Genomic DNA, 18,152 nt, shown 5'->3' with positions numbered 1-18,152 from the left:
ATAGCATCACCGCGGTATCACTGCAGCTACCGCGGTGCCAGTATCGCAGGCAAGCCAGCTCCCACAAGGGCTCGCGCCAGCGCAAGGCCGTTGCCGAACATGATTGCAGCCCCAACCAGATCAGAGTGAGATTGGATGTGAGCAAGAGAGCCTATAACTTCTGTGCCGGTCCCGCGGCGCTTCCTGAAGCAGTCCTGCAGCGTGCGCAGGGTGAACTCCTCGACTGGCATGGAAAAGGCCTCTCCGTGATGGAAATGAGCCATCGCAGCGATGAGTTCGTGTCCATCGCCACCAAGGCCGAGCAGGATCTGCGCGACTTGCTGGGCATCCCATCCAACTACAAAGTGCTGTTCCTGCAAGGTGGCGCGAGCCAGCAGTTCGCGCAGATTCCGCTGAACCTGTTGCCCGAAGACGGCACTGCCGACTATATCGACACCGGCATCTGGGGCCAGAAGGCGATTGAAGAGGCCTCGCGCTACGGTCACGTCAACGTGGCAGGCACCGCCAAGCCTTACGACTACTTTGCCATTCCCGGTCAGAACGAGTGGAAGCTGTCCAAAGACGCGGCCTACGTGCACTACGTTGCCAACGAAACCATCGGCGGCCTGGAGTTTGACTGGGTGCCGCAAGTGGGTGACGTGCCGTTGGTGTGCGACATGTCTTCGGACATCCTGTCGCGCCCGATCGATGTGTCCAAATACGGCATGATCTACGCCGGTGCGCAGAAGAACATCGGCCCGAGCGGCATCCTGGTCAACATCATCCGCGAAGACCTGCTGGGCCGCGCGCGTTCGCTGTGCCCGACCATGCTCAACTACAAGGTCGCGGCCGATAATGGCTCGATGTACAACACCCCGCCGGCGTTTGCCTGGTACCTTTCCGGCCTGGTGTTCGAGTGGCTCAAAGAGCAGGGCGGTGTCGCCGCCATGGGCAAGCTCAACGAAGAGAAGAAGCGCACCCTGTACGACTTCATCGACGCCAGCGGCCTGTACAGCAACCCGATCAACCTCACCGACCGGTCGTGGATGAACGTACCGTTCCGTCTGGCCGATGACCGCCTGGACAAGCCATTCCTGGCCGGTGCCGACGCACGTGGCCTGCTGAACCTCAAGGGCCACCGTTCGGTCGGTGGCATGCGCGCCTCCATCTACAACGCTGTCGACATCCACGCGATCAACGCGCTGGTTGCCTACATGGCAGAGTTCGAAAAGGAACACGGCTAATGTCTGAGCAAGAACTCAAGGCCCTGCGCGTACGCATCGACAGCCTGGACGAGAAAGTCCTGGAGCTGATCAGTGAGCGTGCGCGCTGCGCCCAGGAAGTCGCCCGCGTGAAGATGGCGTCCCTGGCTGAAGGCGAAGTGCCGGTGTTCTACCGGCCTGAGCGCGAAGCCCAGGTGCTCAAGCGCGTGATGGAACGCAACAAGGGCCCGTTGGGCAACGAAGAGATGGCGCGGTTGTTCCGTGAAATCATGTCGTCGTGCCTGGCGCTGGAGCAGCCGCTGAAAGTGGCTTACCTCGGCCCGGAAGGCACCTTCACCCAAGCCGCGGCCATGAAGCATTTCGGCCACGCGGTGATCAGCAAGCCGATGGCGGCCATCGACGAAGTGTTCCGCGAAGTGGCGGCCGGTGCGGTGAACTTTGGCGTGGTGCCGGTGGAAAACTCCACCGAAGGCGCGGTCAACCACACGCTGGACAGCTTCCTTGAGCACGACATGGTGATCTGCGGCGAAGTCGAACTGCGCATTCACCACCACCTGCTGGTGGGCGAGAGCACCAAGACCGACAGCATCAGCCGTATCTACTCCCACGCCCAATCCCTGGCCCAGTGCCGCAAGTGGCTGGACGCGCATTACCCGAATGTCGAGCGCGTGGCGGTGTCCAGCAACGCCGAAGCAGCCAAGCGGGTCAAGGGTGAGTGGAACTCGGCGGCTATCGCTGGTGACATGGCTGCGGGGCTGTACGGCCTGACGCGCCTGGCCGAAAAAATCGAAGACCGCCCGGATAACTCCACGCGTTTTTTGATGATCGGCAGCCAGGAAGTGCCGCCCACCGGCGACGACAAGACCTCGATCATCGTCTCCATGAGCAACAAGCCCGGCGCGCTGCATGAGTTGCTGGTGCCGTTCCACGATAACGGGATTGACCTGACGCGCATCGAAACTCGCCCTTCGCGCAGCGGTAAATGGACGTATGTGTTCTTTATCGACTTCATCGGCCACCACCGCGACCCGCTGGTTAAAGGTGTGCTGGAGAAAATCAGTCAGGAAGCCGTGGCACTCAAGGTGCTGGGCTCTTACCCGAAAGCGGTTTTGTGAGGCTTTAACATGAGTGGCAACTTCCTCGCCCTGGCTCAGCCGGGCGTGCAACAACTGTCGCCTTACGTTCCAGGCAAGCCTGTGGACGAGCTGGCGCGTGAGTTGAACCTGGACCCGTCGAAGATCGTAAAGCTGGCCAGTAACGAAAACCCGCTGGGCCCAAGCCCAAAAGTGTTGGCGGCGATTCGTGAAGAATTGACTGAGCTGACCCGCTACCCGGACGGCAATGGCTTCGCCCTCAAGTCGCTGCTGGCCGAGAACTGCCGCGTTGAACTGAACCAGGTCACCCTGGGCAACGGTTCCAACGACATTCTTGAGCTGGTCGGCCGTGCATACCTGGCTCCAGGCCTGAATGCGGTGTTCAGTGAGCACGCGTTCGCCGTCTACCCGATCGTGACCCAGGCCGTGGGCGCTGATGCCCGCGTCATTCCTGCCAAGGATTGGGGTCACGACCTGCCGGCCATGCTGGCGGCCATCGACGCGCAAACCCGCGTGGTGTTTATCGCCAACCCGAACAATCCGACCGGCACCTGGTTCGACGCCCAGGCGCTGAACGACTTCCTGCAGGACGTGCCCGAGCACGTGCTGGTGGTGCTGGACGAGGCCTACATCGAGTACGCCGAAGGCAGCGACCTGCCCGATGGCCTGGATTTCCTGGCGGCTTACCCGAACCTGCTGGTGTCGCGCACCTTCTCCAAGGCTTACGGCCTGGCGTCGCTGCGCGTGGGTTACGGCTTGTCCACCGCCGTGGTTGCCGATGTGCTCAACCGTGTGCGCCAGCCGTTCAACGTCAACAGCCTGGCGTTGGCGGCGGCCTGTGCGGCGGTCAAGGATGCCGAGTACCTGGAAGAAGGTCGTCGCATCAACGAAAGCGGCATGCAGCAGTTGCAGGAAGGTTTCCGTGAGCTGGGCCTGGGCTGGATTCCTTCCAAGGGCAACTTCATTTGTGTTGACCTCGGCCAAGTCGCCGCGCCGGTGTTCCAGGGCCTGCTGCGTGAGGGTGTGATCGTGCGCCCGGTGGCCAACTACGGCATGCCGAACCACCTGCGTATCACCATTGGCTTGCCGGCTGAAAACAGCCGCTTCCTGGAGGCGTTGGCCAAGGTTCTGGCTCGTGGTTGATGTCACTGCATTGCAACCTGCTGTGCCTATGATCGGTCGCCTGGTGGTGGTCGGCCTGGGGTTGATCGGTGGTTCCTTCGCCAAGGGCCTGCGTGAAAGCGGGCTGTGCGGCGAAGTGGTCGGTGTGGACCTGGACCCGCAATCGCGCAAGCTGGCGGTGGAGCTGGGTGTGGTGGACCGCTGTGAGGCAGACCTGGCGCTGGCGTGCCAGGGCGCGGATGTGATCCAGCTCGCCGTGCCGATCCTGGCGATGGAGAAGTTGCTGGCCTTGCTGGCCGACATGGACCTCGGGCAGGCGATCCTCACGGACGTCGGCAGCGCCAAAGGCAATGTGGTGCGCGCCGCCAAACTCGCGTTTGGCGGCATGCCGGCGCGTTTTGTGCCGGGCCATCCGATTGCCGGTTCCGAGCAGAGCGGTGTCGAGGCATCCAATGCGCAGTTGTTCCGTCGCCACAAGGTGATTCTGACGCCGCTTGAGCAGACCGATCCGGCGGCCTTGGCGGTGGTGGATCGGCTGTGGCGCGAGTTGGGCGCGGATGTCGAGCATATGCAGGTTGAGCGCCACGACGAAGTGTTGGCGGCGACCAGCCATTTGCCGCACTTGCTGGCCTTTGGCTTGGTGGATTCGTTGGCCAAACGCAACGAAAACCTTGAGATTTTCCGTTACGCCGCCGGCGGCTTCCGCGATTTCACGCGGATTGCCGGCAGTGACCCGGTGATGTGGCACGACATCTTCCTCGCCAATCGCGAAGCGGTGTTGCGCACCCTGGACACCTTCCGCAGCGACCTCGACGCCTTGCGCGATGCGGTGGATGCGGGTGATGGCCACCAATTATTGGGCGTGTTCACCCGTGCGCGGGTGGCGCGCGAACATTTCAGCAAGATCCTGGCGCGCCGGGCCTACATGGAAACTGCTGTGAACGCCGATGAGCAGACCTTTCTCGCCAACCCGGGCGGCCGCTTGAGCGGGCAGATCCGCGTGCCGGGCGACAAGTCGATCTCCCATCGCTCGATCATGCTGGGTTCATTGGCCGACGGCGTGACCGAAGTGGAAGGTTTCCTCGAAGGCGAAGATGCCTTGGCAACCTTGCAGGCGTTTCGTGACATGGGCGTGGTCATTGAAGGGCCGCACCACGGGCGCGTGACGATTCATGGTGTGGGTTTGCACGGTTTGCAGCCGGCGCCGGGGCCGATCTACCTGGGGAATTCCGGCACGTCGATGCGGCTGCTGTCCGGGTTGCTCGCGGCGCAGCGCTTTGACAGTGTGTTGACCGGTGATGCATCGCTGTCCAAACGCCCGATGAACCGCGTGGCCAAGCCGCTGCGGGAAATGGGGGCGGTTATCGAGACCGGGCCGGACGGGCATCCGCCGCTGACGATTCGCGGTGGCCAGGCGCTCAAAGGCCTGGACTATTCGATGCCGATGGCCAGTGCGCAGGTTAAATCCTGCCTGTTGCTGGCCGGGTTGTATGCCGAGGGCAAAACCTCGGTGACCGAGCCTGCGCCGACCCGTGACCATACCGAGCGGATGTTGCGTGGGTTTGGTTACCCGGTGGCGGTGGAGGGCGCTACAGCCTCGGTCGAACCGGGCCATGCATTGACCGCTACACAGATAGAAGTGCCGGGGGATATTTCCTCTTCGGCGTTCTTCCTGGTGGCGGCTTCGATTGCCGAAGGCTCCGAGTTGTTGCTGGAGCACGTTGGCGTCAACCCGACCCGCACCGGCGTGATCGATATCCTGCGCCTGATGGGCGCGGATATCACCCTGGAAAACCCGCGTGAAGTGGGTGGCGAACCGGTTGCCGACCTGCGCGTGCGCGCCGCTGCATTAAAAGGCATCGAGATTCCCGAAGCCCTGGTGCCGCTGGCGATCGACGAATTCCCGGTGTTGTTCGTGGCGGCGGCCTGCGCCGAGGGGCGCACCGTGCTGCGTGGCGCCGAAGAACTGCGGGTCAAGGAGTCCGACCGCATCCAGGTCATGGCCGATGGTCTGTTGGCCCTTGGCGTGAAGTGTGAACCGACACCTGATGGGATTATCATTGACGGTGGCCCAATGGGCGGTGGCGAAGTGCAATCCCATGGTGATCACCGCATTGCCATGGCGTTCAGTGTGGCTTCCCTGCGGGCTGCGGCGCCGATTCGTATCCGTGACTGCGCCAATGTAGCTACGTCTTTTCCGAACTTTCTTACACTGTGTGCCCATGTCGGCATCCGTGTTGCCCAAGAGGCTCAATTGTGAATATCAAAGCACCGGTGATTACCATCGACGGGCCAAGCGGCTCGGGCAAAGGCACGATCGCCGGCATTCTGGCCAAGCGCCTGGGCTGGTGCCTGCTGGATTCCGGCGCGCTGTACCGCCTGCTGGCCTTTGCCGCACGCAACCATGGCGTCGACCTGACCAACGAAGAATCCCTGAAGCTGCTGGCGGCGCACCTTGATGTGCAGTTCGTCGGCGCGACGGAAGGTCATCCGCAACGCATCATCCTCGAAGGTGATGACGTGACCGATGATCTGCGCAACGAACAAGTCGGCTCCTGGGCCTCCCAGGTTGCCGCGCTGCCGGCCGTGCGCGACGCATTGCTGCAGCGCCAGCGGGCGTTTCAGGAGCCGCCGGGCCTGGTGGCTGATGGCCGTGACATGGGCACCGTGGTGTTTCCCGAGGCGCCGCTGAAGATTTTCCTGACCGCCAGCGCCGAGGAGCGTGCTCGCCGCCGTTACTTGCAGTTGAAGGGCAAAGTCGATGGTGTTAGTCTGTCGAGTCTGCTAGATGAGATCCGTGCACGCGATGAGCGTGATACCCAGCGTGCGGTAGCCCCGCTAAAGCCGGCGGCTGACGCCATACAGCTGGATTCCACGGAGTTGTCCATCGAGCAGGTGCTGGAACGCATCTTGAGTGAAATCGCCATTCGCGATATCGCCGGGTGATCAAGAAGGCCGCAGGGGACCAGTCATAGTCCTGCGGTGGCTTCTTTTAACTGAAACTGACCCACACCGTCTGGGGTGTGGAGATGGGCGTATTCTTCGCCCTTATCAACAGGAATTAAAATGAGCGAAAGCTTTGCGGAACTCTTTGAAGAAAGCCTAAAAACCCTGAACCTTCAGGCAGGCTCCATCATCACCGGTGTTATCGTTGATATCGATTACCAAGCTCGCTGGGTAACCGTTCACGCTGGTCTGAAGTCTGAAGCTCTGATCCCGCTGGAACAGTTCTACAACGATGCTGGCGATCTGACTATCAATGTCGGTGACGAAGTTCACGTTGCTCTGGACTCGGTTGAAGACGGTTTCGGTGAAACCAAGCTGTCCCGTGAAAAAGCCAAGCGCGCTGAATGCTGGATTGTTCTCGAAGCAGCCTTCGCAGCTGAAGAAGTGGTCAAGGGCGTTATCAACGGTAAGGTTAAAGGCGGCTTCACTGTCGACGTTAACGGCATCCGTGCGTTCCTGCCAGGTTCTTTGGTCGACGTTCGTCCTGTGCGCGACACCACGCACCTGGAAGGCAAAGAACTCGAATTCAAGGTCATCAAACTCGACCAGAAGCGCAACAACGTTGTCGTTTCCCGTCGCAGCGTCCTGGAAGCAGAGAACTCCGCCGAGCGTGAAGCTCTGCTGGAATCCCTGCAGGAAGGCCAACAAGTCAAAGGTATCGTCAAGAACCTCACCGATTACGGCGCATTCGTCGATCTGGGTGGCGTCGATGGCCTGCTGCACATTACCGACATGGCCTGGAAGCGTATCAAGCATCCTTCCGAAATCGTCAACGTTGGCGACGAGATCGATGTCAAGGTTCTGAAGTACGATCGTGAGCGTAACCGCGTTTCCCTGGGCTTGAAGCAGCTGGGCGAAGATCCATGGGTTGCTATCAAAGCTCGTTACCCGGAAAGCACTCGCGTAACCGCGCGTGTTACCAACCTGACCGACTACGGCTGCTTCGCAGAGCTGGAAGAAGGCGTGGAAGGCCTGGTACACGTTTCCGAAATGGACTGGACCAACAAGAACATCCACCCTTCGAAAGTCGTACAAGTCGGCGACGAAGTGGAAGTTATGGTTCTGGACATCGACGAAGAGCGTCGTCGTATCTCCCTGGGCATCAAGCAGTGCAAATCTAACCCATGGGAAGATTTCTCTGGCCAGTTCAACAAGGGCGATAAAATCTCCGGCACCATCAAGTCGATCACCGATTTCGGTATCTTCATTGGTCTGGACGGCGGCATCGACGGCCTGGTTCACCTGTCCGACATCTCCTGGAACGAAGTGGGCGAAGAAGCTGTTCGTCGTTTCAAGAAGGGCGACGAGCTGGACACCGTTATCCTGTCGGTTGACCCAGAGCGCGAGCGCATCTCCCTGGGTATCAAGCAACTGGAAAGCGATCCGTTCTCCGAGTACGTTCAAGAGAACGACAAAGGCGCAATCGTTAAAGGCACTGTGAAAGAAGTTGACGCCAAAGGCGCCATCATCGTTCTGGCCGACGATATCGAAGCGACTCTGAAAGCCTCCGAAATCAGCCGTGACCGCGTTGAAGACGCGCGCAACGTTCTGAAAGAAGGCCAGGAAGTAGAAGCCAAGATCATCAGCGTTGACCGCAAGAGCCGCGTGATCCAACTCTCCATCAAGTCCAAGGACGAGATCGAAGAGAAAGAAGCAATCCAGAGCCTGCGCGACAAGCCAGCTACCTCTGACATCGCTTCGGGTCCGACCACTCTGGGCGACCTGCTGCGTGCACAAATGGAAAAACAGAACTAAGTTCTGTCAGACCATAGAAAAAGGGCGACTTCGGTCGCCCTTTTTTGTGCCTGAAATTCGTTGAATCAACAAGTTAGAACCAAGGCGTGCAGCCCAGTGTCAGAGCTGACTATAGTTCTTAACAAATGCTCCGCCGTGTTGTTGTTTCAATAAGGATTTGAATGAACAGGCTTATCGTTTTATTCGCAGTGGTGCTGCTGGCCGGCTGCACTGCCACCAATGCCAAAACCCACGCCAAACGCGGCGTCAGCGGCATCGAGATCGATTGCTCGGGCCTAGGCAGCAATTGGGAAAAGTGTGAGAAGCGCGCTGCCCGAGAGTGCAAGATGCAGGGCTACAAGGTCATCACCCGATCCAGTGACGCCAAGGACGAAGAGGGTGACTATCTGTTCGGCTGGAACCCTGCCGGCGCTGTCACTCGTACCATGTTGGTGATCTGTAATTGAGGGGGTCAAGCATGAGTTCCGGGTATCCGTTGATGCTGCAGATAAGTTGGCAGGTGGGCTGTTCAAATTCACCAAGTCATGCTAAAACCTTCGAAGCGCTTTTCCTAGCTGCTTGAAAAAGAAGGGAAAAATATGACGAAGTCGGAGTTGATCGAACGAATTGTCACCCATCAAGGGCTGCTTTCATCCAAGGATGTAGAGCTGGCTATCAAGACGATGCTTGAACAGATGTCCCAGTGCCTGGCTACCGGGGACCGCATTGAGATCCGTGGTTTTGGCAGTTTCTCTCTGCACTACCGCGCACCGCGAGTAGGTCGCAACCCGAAAACCGGGCAATCCGTCAGCCTTGACGGCAAGTTTGTGCCTCACTTCAAGCCGGGCAAGGAATTGCGCGATCGAGTTAATGAGGATGAAGACGAGGTTTGATACTCGTGAGGGAGGCGGCATGAGTAGATTCAAGCGTGTTATTGCACTGCTGGTAGTGTTGGTGCTGCTGCTGTGCATCGTGGCATTTGTGCTGGAAAATCAACAGTCGGTTTCCCTGCAGTTCCTGAGTTGGGCAGCCCCGCAGTTGCCAATTTCTGTTTTCGTAGTGCTCGCTTTACTGGTTGGAATGCTTATTGGCCCACTGATGGCGTGGGTTGCCGGGGCGCGGCGCAAGACTCGGGTTTGATCCTGGCCACTGTTCATGTGCGGCAGGAAGGGGAGGCGATCGCCGCCCCTGTGGACGTATTCAATTCGGTTCTTTCTCTCCGGCCCTGAACTTTACGGCCAGCGCTATCAGCGGCAGATAGGCCACCAGCAGTCCCAAAAAGCCATCCACCGTGCCGTTGCCCACGAGCAGCGCCACGGGTAACAGCCATCCAATGTTGATTGCCGCTACCGCCAGGGTGACAGGCGCATGTTTGCCGAACTGGCGAGAAGCAAACTGGTAGGCGTGGCTGCGGTGGGCCTCATAGACTTTGTCGCCTCTGAGCAGGCGGCGCAGCAAGGTCCATGTCGCGTCAGTGATAAACACACCCAGCAGGATCAGCCAGCTCCACAGTAGCTGCGGCGTGACCCAGGCCGCCTGTAGTGACAACACCCCCAGCGTGATGCCCAGGAACCCGCTGCCCGCATCGCCCATGAAGATACGGGCTTTTGGGAAGTTCCAATACAGAAAGCCAACGACTGCAAACGCCAGTAACAACGGCGTAAACGCGATCAGCTCGTGACCTGTAAGCCAATAGAGCAGCGCACTGCCAAGGCATACGCAAATAGCCTCGACGCTGGCTATTCCATCAATTCCATCCATGAAGTTATACAAGTTCAGCAGCCATACCAGGTAGACCGCTGCCAGCATATGGCCGATCCAGCTCAAGTCGACGGCGAATCCCGCCACCACCAGCGGCGGCAGGCCACCGATCCAGAACAGTGCCCATGCCGCGGCTATAAAGTGCCCTAGCAGGCGCCAACGTGCGCTGATATGACCATGGTCGTCTAAAAAGCCCAATACCGCGATGCCGGTACCGGCGCCCAACAATGCGTACGTAAGTGGCCATGCAATCAGGCCAAGGCTGGCGGTCAGCAATAGCGCTAACAAAAAGCTGACGACGATCGAGACACCGCCGCCCCTGGGCGTAGGCACGACGTGCGAGCTGCGCGCATTCGGGATGTCGATGAGGCTTCGCGCCAGGGCGTAATGACGCAAGGCCCCGGTTGAAAGGAGTGCGACAATCGTCACAGCCGGTAATAGCCACCACATATTCATTTAGTTTGCAGTTCCAAAAAATGTTTTCCTGTTTGACTCAGTGCCTGATCAACGCTGCTCGGCGGTGTCCAGCCCAGTAGTTCGCGAGTCTTGCCAATATCGACCTGCAGGGAGCCGCATAGCCTTTGAGCGAGTGCCCGGCGACCCAGCGCCGTGGCGCCGGTTTGCAGCAGCCAGCTCGGCACAGGTAGCAAGCGTGCGGGCTTGTTCAGTGCCGCTCCCATTCGACGCAAAAGCGCGGTGGTCGAGAGGTCCTCGCCGTCACTGACCAGGAAGGTTTGATTGGCGGCAGCGGGGTGCTCGGTGCACGTCACAATCAAATCAACCAGGTTGTCCAGGGCAACCAGGCTGCGTCGATTGTTCACGGCCCCGAAGGGCAAGGGCAGGCCTTTATGCAACCAGCGCATCATGCTCAGGAAGTTCGCTTGAACGCCGGGTCCGTAAACCAATACGGGACGAATGATCACCACCTCCATGCCGGTTTCAGAAGCCAGTGTTCGCAGGCCTTGTTCTGCTTCCTGTTTGGAGATGCCGTAGGGGTCGGTAGGGGCTGTGGGACCGTCAGCCGTATACGGCGCGCCGGTCGCCGTGCCCTCGCCATTGACCTTGATCGAGCTGATGAATATAAAGCGTTTAACCCCGGCAGCCGCCGCCTGGCGGGCCAGGTTCAGGGTGCCTTCGACGTTGACCCGCCGATATTCGGCAAGTGGATCGGTGGATGCGTCACTCATGACATGGACCCGGGCGGCCAGGTGGATCACCGTATCCTGGCGCTTGAGCAACACCTGCCAATCCTGATCGTCGGATAGCCCGCCGATAAGGCGCTGGTTGACGCGTGGGTCGAGGTCGGCCTTGAGCTCGCGTACAGCAGCGGTAATCGAGTGCTGGCGTTTTAGCAGTGGCGCGATTAACCCGCTACCGACAAAGCCGCTCGCTCCCGTCAGGAGGATTTGCATAATCAACGAGTTCCTGTGAGTGAAAGAACATCTTTCGCCATTTCGCGCATGATGCGCCCGCGTGCGAAACGCTCGACGAAGGCATGGCGCGGGCGCGTCATAATATTGAGCGTCTCGAAGGACTGGATCCCTGCGGCAGCGTCACACGGCGCAAACACGGCAGCGTTTTCAATATGTTCAGAGACAAAATCGGCTGCGTAACCCGAGATGCCCGCCCAGATCGGTTTGCCCAGTGCCGCGTATTCAAACACTTTCGATGGCAAGACCTTGCGGAAGGCGTCGTGGTCGTTCAAATGCAGAAAAAGCACATCCGCCGACTGATAAGCCTCGATCAATTGTTCGCGCTTGACCGGTTTCAAGAGTTCAACGTTAGTACAGGCGTGAGTGACAAGGGCTTGTTTTAACAGCCCGATCCGGCCTCCGTCGCCGATCACCCGGAATCGCACCTTCCCCTCAAGCTGTTTGGCCAGTTGGGGGATAATGTTGTGCAGCCCCTGGCCTTCACCGATATTTCCCGCATAGACAATGTCCAGAATCGGGTTGGGTACCTTTTCTTCAGCCACCGGTTGCGCATCCAGAAATTCGCCATCGATGCCATTTGTATAGGTGGAGTAGCGCTGATCGGGATAGCGTGATTTGAAGTAAGGAAGAAAACCTTCAGAGACCAGGTTGACCTTTTGCGCCGAGTGAATGGTAAAGCGTTCAACCAGCGATAATAAGGGTTTAAGCAACCAGACTTTTTCTTTGGACAGCACATCCTTGATGGTGTCGACAAAGATATCGCGTATGTCCAGGTAGAGCGGCGTTCGTTTTGTGCGTGCGATCACCGCTCCCAGCGTAGCGGTCATCAGGCGTGAAGAAGTCGCATAGACAAGATCGTAGTCCTGGTTTCGCACAATCTTGCGTGCAGCGTTGGCATACACCAGAAACGCTCTTGCTTGATCGACCATCCCGCTCTTGTGGCCAGGCAGGGCCACTCGGCGGATGGTGAGCCTGGGGTGCGTCTCCAGTTCCGGGGCGTGACTGCTGAAGGAGCTGTAGCGATTCGGCAGGGTTGTGATCAACTCGATATGGGCGTCTGCGGGCAGTTGTTCCAGAAGTGCATCCACCAGTGCCGTCGTGCGGAATGAACCGGCTGACAGATCAGGCTGGTAGTAAAAGCTCAAAATCAAAAGTTTCACGTAAGCCTCACCAGGTTATGCGGGTGGTCAGTTTGTCTGTCGACATTTCAGCGACGATGCACTGATTGGGAACAGACTTGCCGAATTCCGGATGCCATGTGGAAGACACCACATTGATCCGGGTTGCGCCCTCTAGTGTCGCGACAGCGACCTGACCGCCGGGCAGGGTGATCGTTACCTTGTTGCCTTGTTGAGTGGTGCGGATATCAGGGTGTAAAAATAGCCTTGAGACAGCTTGATCGAATGTGCCGGAGACGGAATCTGTCACCTGTAATTCACCGGCCATCGCAACCCACTCGCGAACGTGCAGGTTTTTCCCCGGTAGGCGCAGGTAGCCGTCATGGCTGCCACTGACCCGTACGGTATCGACTGTTTGTTCCAGCTCACCCACGGTGGTGCGTGCGCGTCGTGCGACCCTGAATCCGGCCCAGACTTCAGATGAGTTTTCACCGTTCACTTCTATTGTGTTGTGCGCTGCCGTGCTGCGTTGCCGTTGACGTTCTGGGCCTTCGCCGTATTGAGACGTTCCAGAGTTGACGAACACGCGCTGTCCAAACAGGCTGAGTTCGAAGCTCAGGGTGTCCGCATGGGTGTGACCTGGCTGGTAATCAGGCGCAACCTGCGCAAGGTTCAACAAGGCTTTGCACCGATCGCCAAAATTGATCGCCACGTAGCCACTTTCAGCCTGGTGTACAGCTGCAAGCGTAGCGGTGGACGTGTCATTGCGTGCACGGCACCCCAATTCAAACGCGTAGGCCTCTATATCCAGCAGTGTGGGGGCAATGCCGAATGCCGAGTCATTGAAGAACGAAATGCCACCATCCGGGTGCTGGAGGCTGCGTAACCAGACCAGGCCTTGCTCAATCTGCTGCTTCCATTGTTTTTTGCGAGTGTTAAGTTCCGGCAGCTCGGAGTGAGTGGCCAGGTTCAGCAGGTCGCAGATGTCCCAAAGCAGAGACGCGTGGTACATGGGGGACAGTTCGAAGTGCGCACCGTCCGCAAGAAACTGCTCCTTGATTTCCTCATCAAGGATCTTTAACCCCTTGGACAGCCAGCTGTCTGCCCGATCGCCGTTCAGAAAGCTCCCGGCAAACACCAGCGCCTTGCCATTCACGAACAAATGGTTGGCGAGAATGTGATATTCGATCTGTTCGGACAGCGCGTGGGCCTGTGTCGCCAGGCTGTCCAGCCAGTGAGGTTCCAGGGTCGGTTGTTGTTCAAACCACTTGACCAGATTTACGATGCGCAGAGATAGCGTATACGGCTCCCAGCCGCATCCATGAAAGGGTGGATTGTTTGCTATCCAACTGTTGACCAGGCGCCTGTCGAAGTCTCTTCGGTCCTCGCCTGAAGAGGCCAGATGATCCAGATAATGCAGGTTGTATTGCCAAATTTTCGGTCGTGTCTGATCGTGCCAATCAATCGGCGCCGTCAGCCCCATGAATTCAAACTGTTCATCGGCACCGAAGCGCGAGGCACACCAATGGGGAGCCTTCGCCAGGTCAACTCCAGGGCGCCGGGTAAAGCCTTGCGCCGAAAAAGGCCGGACTTTAGCGAAGCGATAGTAAAGACGGTAAACGATCTGCTTCAATCGCAGCATTTTAACGGTGTGGTAGAGCTTGATTATTCGTTGCATCAACGTCCTGCTTGGGTCAATCACTTGAAAGTTAAAGTAGTGAGTACTGCCTGACGCCCGTTAAGGGAAATTGATTTTCAGCCAACGCTCGAAGTACACCATCTGCCAGAGTTTGTAGGTGTTGTTTGCGCTGCCTGAAAAATGATTGTTCACTAACTTTTCCACTTCCTCTCGGGCTACGTAGGTGTAAATACGCTCGAACTCGGTGAGCAGGCGTTGTTGGCCTATGCGTTGGATAATGCCATCCAGAGGTGGGTTGAAGCCTGTTTTGGGACGATCAACCAATGAGGCGGGAAGTAGACGTTTCAGCAGCTTCTTGAGTGGGGCCTTTGGCGCTCCGCCTTTAAGCAAATCTGCACTTGAGGTTGCAAGACCGCTGGCCACCACCCGCTCGTCCAGCAAGGGGACGCGCAGTTCGATACTGGCCAGCATACTGGCCTTGTCCGAGACACTCAGGTTATGGCTCAAGAAGCCTGTCTGGTCAAAATGCTGTGCACATTTGACTTTGTCTTCAACGGCGCCGGTGTACTGATCCATTACGCCGGACAGGCGTTGCTTGTAGTGTCGTTCAAGCTCGCTGTAATCACGAAAAAAGCCCTGCAACTCTTTGCGGGAGAAGTACCCCAGCATGCGCGAATACGCCAGGGGCCAATAGCTTTCCTGAGCGTAGGACACCAACCGTTCAAACTTTTTATCGAGCCGCTTTGGAAATAACTTGAGCGTTAGCAGTGCACTTAATACGGGATACAGCCACCTGATGAGTGTGTGATGCTTGAGGACTGTGTAGCGTGGGTAACCTGCAAACGCCTCATCTCCACCCATGCCACTGAGCATGACGGTATACCCACTTTTCCTGGCTTCGGTGGACAAGCGGTAGGTTGCCCAGAACGTATAGTCGGATACCAGTTCTTCGGTGTTGGCCGCGACGAAGTCGATGGACTCGAACGGGTCCGTATTTGAGTCGAGAATCTCGGTGACCACCAGCTTTTTGCCAAGGTGTTCGGCGATCCTGGCGGAAAACTTCGTATCGACAGTGGCGTCGTCCGTTGCGTCGTACTGTGCAAAAAATAAGTCGGCATCACCGGTGAAACTTGCCAGGATGCTGGAGTCTGCGCCACCACTGAAAAACACCCCGACCGGTACGTCCGCTTCCAATTGGCGCGTCACGGCAGAGCGCACATCCTGCGCGAGGCTTTGCTCGGTCTTGAAGTTCATCGCGCTCTGGTAACGCTGGGTTGTGGTCTTGCCGGTTGCCAGGTCGAACGCCAGGTAACTGCCGGGCATCAGTTTCTTGATGGATGTGTAGCCGGTGTTGGGTTCGTAAAGAAAGCCGTTGTTGAAAAACTCAAAGACATCATCCGGGTCTATGTCGGTGTTTACCTGCGAGAAACATTTGAGGCCGCGGATTTCTGAGCAGGCGTAGAAGCCGTCGGTGCCGGTGTAGCAATACACCGGCTTGATGCCAACGACGTCCCTGACCAGAAACGTTTTTTTGCGCGGCTCATCCAATATGACAAATGTGAACATGCCTTCAAGCCGTGCAAAGGCCTGCTCTTGATACTCTACGTACAATTGCAGGATAACTTCGGTATCGGAGGTGCCTTTGAAGGTATAGCCTTTTTCGATCAGTTGCCGGCGCAAGTCGTGATGGTTAAACACCTCGCCATTGAACACGATGCTTACACCATGATTGTCGGCAAACATCGGCTGGCTGCCAGTGGGTGACAAATCCAGAATGCTCAGCCTGTTGTGTCCCAGGCCTACCTGATAGCCCGCGACACTGGCGAAATAGGTGCCGGATGCATCCGGGCCACGGTGCCGTGTAACCGCCAGGCTTTTTTCCATTTGGGCCTGGGTCTCGGGTACGCCATCTTTGACTGCAAAAAAGCTGAGGCCGCACATTATACCGACGTCTCCCTGGTGTCTTTGACGACCATTACCGGCCGGGTGTTGGAGAGTGACGCTGGATGCCCGTCAGGCAAGGCGGTACCCATGATTTGATTTGAATGCTTATGCGCCAGCATTACGCCCCAAGCTGCTGCGAGCAGTAAGTTGAAGGAAATCAGGCGAAACACCGCGAAGAACAACCCGTAGATCGCCAGGGTTATGACCGCCGTGCGAATCACGCTGAGGTGAACGGGGTCGGATTTCAGAGTGGTGAACCGATACAAAACGGGAGCGCCGAGGACAGTGATATACATCAGCAGCCCCAGGATGCCGCCGACCATCAGCATGTACAGTGGCCAGTTATGGATATAGCCAACTGACTCCGTGAATGAATCACCGCCGGGTCTCTCCCAGCGCATCTCGTGTTTGATCCCGATACCGTTACCCAGCGCGGGGTGATCCTGAAACATGCTCCAGGCGATTTTATATTCCTGTACCCGGGAAGAGACGTTGAAGTCCTGCTTCTCGTTGGCAGCAGGCTTGGACTCGGAGACTACTGGCGCGGCAGCGTCAGGTTGCGTGCGATTCTCTCCCATGGACGCAATGGAAGAGGTTGCGATAGGCAGTGCCGTATTCGCCAGGGAGTTCATGCGCCCCAGCCATACGTCTTGCATGCCGGTGGCAAAAATAAACACAAGGCTAAACAGCGCCTGAATGACAATGCCGGATACTACTTTCAGCCGTAAGTGCTTATGCGCGAAAAAGGTATAGAGCGCGAACAAGCCAATGACCAGAAGCGCACTGATCAGCATGCTTCGTGTGAATGTGATCAGCACTGCGGCCGTGCAAAGCAGCGATATCAGGCCACTGATCCATGCAACCCTTCGGTCAGGCGTCAACGTGCCGACGACATACCCGAGCACCATGCCCAGCGGCAGGATCGCGTCTGTTGCTTGCGCCAGCACCATGGTGATGCGATCACGCATGGGGCCCTGTGCGTTAACGTTGCGCAGCGCTTCTTCATAAGGGATTTTTACCATCTCCCCGTTGACCTGAAGGGTCCAGTACGGCTGCCACAAGCCGTGATAGAAGTAATAGAAAACGATGTAGCCTGCGGTCAGTAAAATCAGGGTTCCCACCGAAGCGCCGAGCCAACGATTGTTATTTTCTTCGCGGCCTACCAATGCGCAGATCGGGATCAGTGCATAGATAAACAGAAAGGGCACCACCCCTCTGATCCAATCAGCCATCGGAACATGGTGGTACATCGCTACAACCAGGTTCAGCACTAGAAACCCCAGGCCTATTAGCAAGGGGGCGGCGAACAAACGCAGGACCGATCTGAAACCCAGAGTACGGAGCAATTTGATCAACGCGCTGAGGAATACCGCCATCAGCAGGGCAGCAAACGCTATTTCCTGGGCGCCCAACGAAGTGGGCGCGGGGTGTAGAGCAAAGGCCATTGGGAACAGCGCCAATAAACCCAGCCAAGGCGACAGGATGGCCGTCAATACCAGTAAAGCGCTGCCGATAATGGCCGTGTAAAAAAGCACGCCAGGATCCAGCATAAATAAAATGGCAATGAGCGCTGCTGCCGTGATCGCCATAGAATTTTTTACGCAGACAGGTTGACTCATTGCGGTACTCCATTGTTCAAGGGCGTATGGCTTTATAGTCGCTGGCTGTTTGTCCAATCACTTTTGCGGGTATTCCCACAACGATTGAATTATCAGGCACGTCTTTCAATACGACCGCCGAAGCGCCAATTTGACAGTTGTTTCCGATGACGATGTCGCCAATGATCTTTGCCCCGGCGCCTATGTAGCAGTTGTCACCGATGACGGGGCAGCGATTGATCTCGCTGGTGACATAGCCCTCTGCGGCGCCGATGGTGATGCCTTGGCCCAGCACGCAGCCGTCGCCAACCTTGGCATTCGCGTGCAGTACGACGCCGATCGCACCATAGGCGAATATCGTGCCCCTTCCGATCGTCGCGGTGATTGGAATGTAAGAGTTGAACAATAGGAAAATCACATTTCGAACAAGGCCTGGTAATAACGGCACTCGATGCCGGTGCAGCCAGTTTCCAACTCGATAAAGTTTTACTGCATTCACGG

16 protein-coding genes are annotated in these 18,152 nt (G+C 57.5%); 9 read left to right on the top strand and 7 right to left on the bottom strand.

Annotation, left to right across the window (positions count from 1 at the left end; translation table 11 throughout):
- The first annotated feature begins 137 nt into the window (after positions 1–137).
- The 9 genes from serC to AOA59_RS30855 all read left to right on the top strand — a co-directional run bounded on the left by serC (position 138) and on the right by AOA59_RS30855 (position 9,298).
- Positions 138–1,223, top strand: a complete 1,086-nt coding sequence (serC, locus tag AOA59_RS30895; RefSeq protein WP_065929271.1) for a 3-phosphoserine/phosphohydroxythreonine transaminase — start codon at positions 138–140, stop codon at positions 1,221–1,223.
- On the top strand, positions 1,223–2,317 hold the full coding sequence (gene pheA, locus AOA59_RS30890) for a prephenate dehydratase (RefSeq protein WP_053132458.1): 1,095 nt from the start codon (positions 1,223–1,225) through the stop codon (positions 2,315–2,317). The genes serC and pheA overlap by 1 nt, the downstream gene beginning before the upstream one ends.
- A gap of 9 nt (positions 2,318–2,326) precedes the next feature.
- Positions 2,327–3,439 (top strand): histidinol-phosphate transaminase, encoded by a 1,113-nt coding sequence (hisC, locus tag AOA59_RS30885; RefSeq protein WP_058422806.1) that lies wholly within the window; start codon positions 2,327–2,329, stop codon positions 3,437–3,439.
- Positions 3,440–3,467: 28 nt separating this feature from the next.
- Entirely contained in the window at positions 3,468–5,678 is a 2,211-nt protein-coding gene (locus tag AOA59_RS30880; protein WP_256593151.1) for a bifunctional prephenate dehydrogenase/3-phosphoshikimate 1-carboxyvinyltransferase, read from the top strand.
- Entirely contained in the window at positions 5,675–6,364 is a 690-nt protein-coding gene (cmk, locus tag AOA59_RS30875; RefSeq protein WP_003172653.1) for a (d)CMP kinase, read from the top strand. The genes AOA59_RS30880 and cmk overlap by 4 nt, the downstream gene beginning before the upstream one ends.
- Before the next feature lie 120 nt (positions 6,365–6,484).
- The gene (gene rpsA, locus AOA59_RS30870; RefSeq protein ID WP_017136102.1) at positions 6,485–8,179 is read left to right on the top strand and encodes a 30S ribosomal protein S1; all 1,695 of its coding nucleotides are present in this window, start codon (positions 6,485–6,487) and stop codon (positions 8,177–8,179) included.
- Positions 8,180–8,340: 161 nt separating this feature from the next.
- On the top strand, positions 8,341–8,625 hold the full coding sequence (locus AOA59_RS30865; RefSeq protein ID WP_099490050.1) for a hypothetical protein: 285 nt from the start codon (positions 8,341–8,343) through the stop codon (positions 8,623–8,625).
- Positions 8,626–8,757: 132 nt separating this feature from the next.
- Positions 8,758–9,051, top strand: coding sequence for an integration host factor subunit beta (ihfB, locus tag AOA59_RS30860; RefSeq protein ID WP_003172657.1), 294 nt, complete (start codon positions 8,758–8,760; stop codon positions 9,049–9,051).
- A 19-nt stretch (positions 9,052–9,070) separates the two neighbouring features.
- Positions 9,071–9,298, top strand: a complete 228-nt coding sequence (locus AOA59_RS30855) for a LapA family protein (RefSeq protein ID WP_099490088.1) — start codon at positions 9,071–9,073, stop codon at positions 9,296–9,298.
- Positions 9,299–9,358: 60 nt separating this feature from the next.
- Here the strand turns inward: AOA59_RS30855 and AOA59_RS30850 are convergent, their stop codons facing one another.
- Genes AOA59_RS30850 through AOA59_RS30820 form a run of 7 tightly spaced genes read right to left on the bottom strand, consistent with a single transcriptional unit; the run spans position 9,359 to position 18,150 of the window.
- Positions 9,359–10,375, bottom strand: coding sequence for a glycosyltransferase family 4 protein (locus AOA59_RS30850; protein ID WP_178076320.1), 1,017 nt, complete (start codon positions 10,373–10,375; stop codon positions 9,359–9,361).
- Complete coding sequence (locus AOA59_RS30845; protein ID WP_099490049.1) at positions 10,372–11,331, bottom strand: SDR family oxidoreductase; 960 nt, start codon at positions 11,329–11,331, stop codon at positions 10,372–10,374. Before AOA59_RS30845 ends, AOA59_RS30850 begins: the two co-directional genes overlap by 4 nt.
- Before the next feature lie 2 nt (positions 11,332–11,333).
- Positions 11,334–12,512, bottom strand: coding sequence for a glycosyltransferase family 4 protein (locus tag AOA59_RS30840; protein ID WP_099490048.1), 1,179 nt, complete (start codon positions 12,510–12,512; stop codon positions 11,334–11,336).
- A gap of 7 nt (positions 12,513–12,519) precedes the next feature.
- The gene (locus AOA59_RS30835; RefSeq protein WP_099490047.1) at positions 12,520–14,148 is read right to left on the bottom strand and encodes a heparinase II/III family protein; all 1,629 of its coding nucleotides are present in this window, start codon (positions 14,146–14,148) and stop codon (positions 12,520–12,522) included.
- A gap of 60 nt (positions 14,149–14,208) precedes the next feature.
- Positions 14,209–16,050 (bottom strand): asparagine synthase (glutamine-hydrolyzing), encoded by a 1,842-nt coding sequence (gene asnB / locus AOA59_RS30830; RefSeq protein ID WP_099490046.1) that lies wholly within the window; start codon positions 16,048–16,050, stop codon positions 14,209–14,211.
- Positions 16,050–17,672, bottom strand: coding sequence for an O-antigen ligase (locus AOA59_RS30825; protein ID WP_099490045.1), 1,623 nt, complete (start codon positions 17,670–17,672; stop codon positions 16,050–16,052). The genes asnB and AOA59_RS30825 overlap by 1 nt, the downstream gene beginning before the upstream one ends.
- Positions 17,673–17,688: 16 nt before the next feature.
- Complete coding sequence (locus AOA59_RS30820; protein ID WP_056857221.1) at positions 17,689–18,150, bottom strand: serine O-acetyltransferase; 462 nt, start codon at positions 18,148–18,150, stop codon at positions 17,689–17,691.
- Positions 18,151–18,152: the final 2 nt, after the last annotated feature.

The sequence above is a fragment of the Pseudomonas sp. 2822-15 genome, assembly GCF_002742515.1.
Taxonomy (GTDB): Bacteria; Pseudomonadota; Gammaproteobacteria; order Pseudomonadales; family Pseudomonadaceae; genus Aquipseudomonas; species Aquipseudomonas salomonii.
This window is presented reverse-complemented; position numbering and strand designations above follow the sequence as displayed.

Bases quoted from the DNA above. Each gene is read 5' to 3' on its own strand.
- pheA (WP_053132458.1), top strand. From the start codon at position 1,223: ATGTCTGAGCAAGAACTCAAGGCCCTGCGCGTACGCATCGACAGCCTG.
- hisC (WP_058422806.1), top strand. From the start codon at position 2,327: ATGAGTGGCAACTTCCTCGCCCTGGCTCAGCCGGGCGTGCAACAACTG.
- AOA59_RS30880 (WP_256593151.1), top strand. From the start codon at position 3,468: ATGATCGGTCGCCTGGTGGTGGTCGGCCTGGGGTTGATCGGTGGTTCC.
- rpsA (WP_017136102.1), top strand. From the start codon at position 6,485: ATGAGCGAAAGCTTTGCGGAACTCTTTGAAGAAAGCCTAAAAACCCTG.
- AOA59_RS30865 (WP_099490050.1), top strand. From the start codon at position 8,341: ATGAACAGGCTTATCGTTTTATTCGCAGTGGTGCTGCTGGCCGGCTGC.
- ihfB (WP_003172657.1), top strand. From the start codon at position 8,758: ATGACGAAGTCGGAGTTGATCGAACGAATTGTCACCCATCAAGGGCTG.
- AOA59_RS30855 (WP_099490088.1), top strand. From the start codon at position 9,071: ATGAGTAGATTCAAGCGTGTTATTGCACTGCTGGTAGTGTTGGTGCTG.
- AOA59_RS30850 (WP_178076320.1), bottom strand. From the start codon at position 10,375: ATGAATATGTGGTGGCTATTACCGGCTGTGACGATTGTCGCACTCCTT.
- AOA59_RS30845 (WP_099490049.1), bottom strand. From the start codon at position 11,331: ATGCAAATCCTCCTGACGGGAGCGAGCGGCTTTGTCGGTAGCGGGTTA.
- AOA59_RS30835 (WP_099490047.1), bottom strand. From the start codon at position 14,148: ATGCAACGAATAATCAAGCTCTACCACACCGTTAAAATGCTGCGATTG.
- asnB (WP_099490046.1), bottom strand. From the start codon at position 16,050: ATGTGCGGCCTCAGCTTTTTTGCAGTCAAAGATGGCGTACCCGAGACC.
- AOA59_RS30825 (WP_099490045.1), bottom strand. From the start codon at position 17,672: ATGAGTCAACCTGTCTGCGTAAAAAATTCTATGGCGATCACGGCAGCA.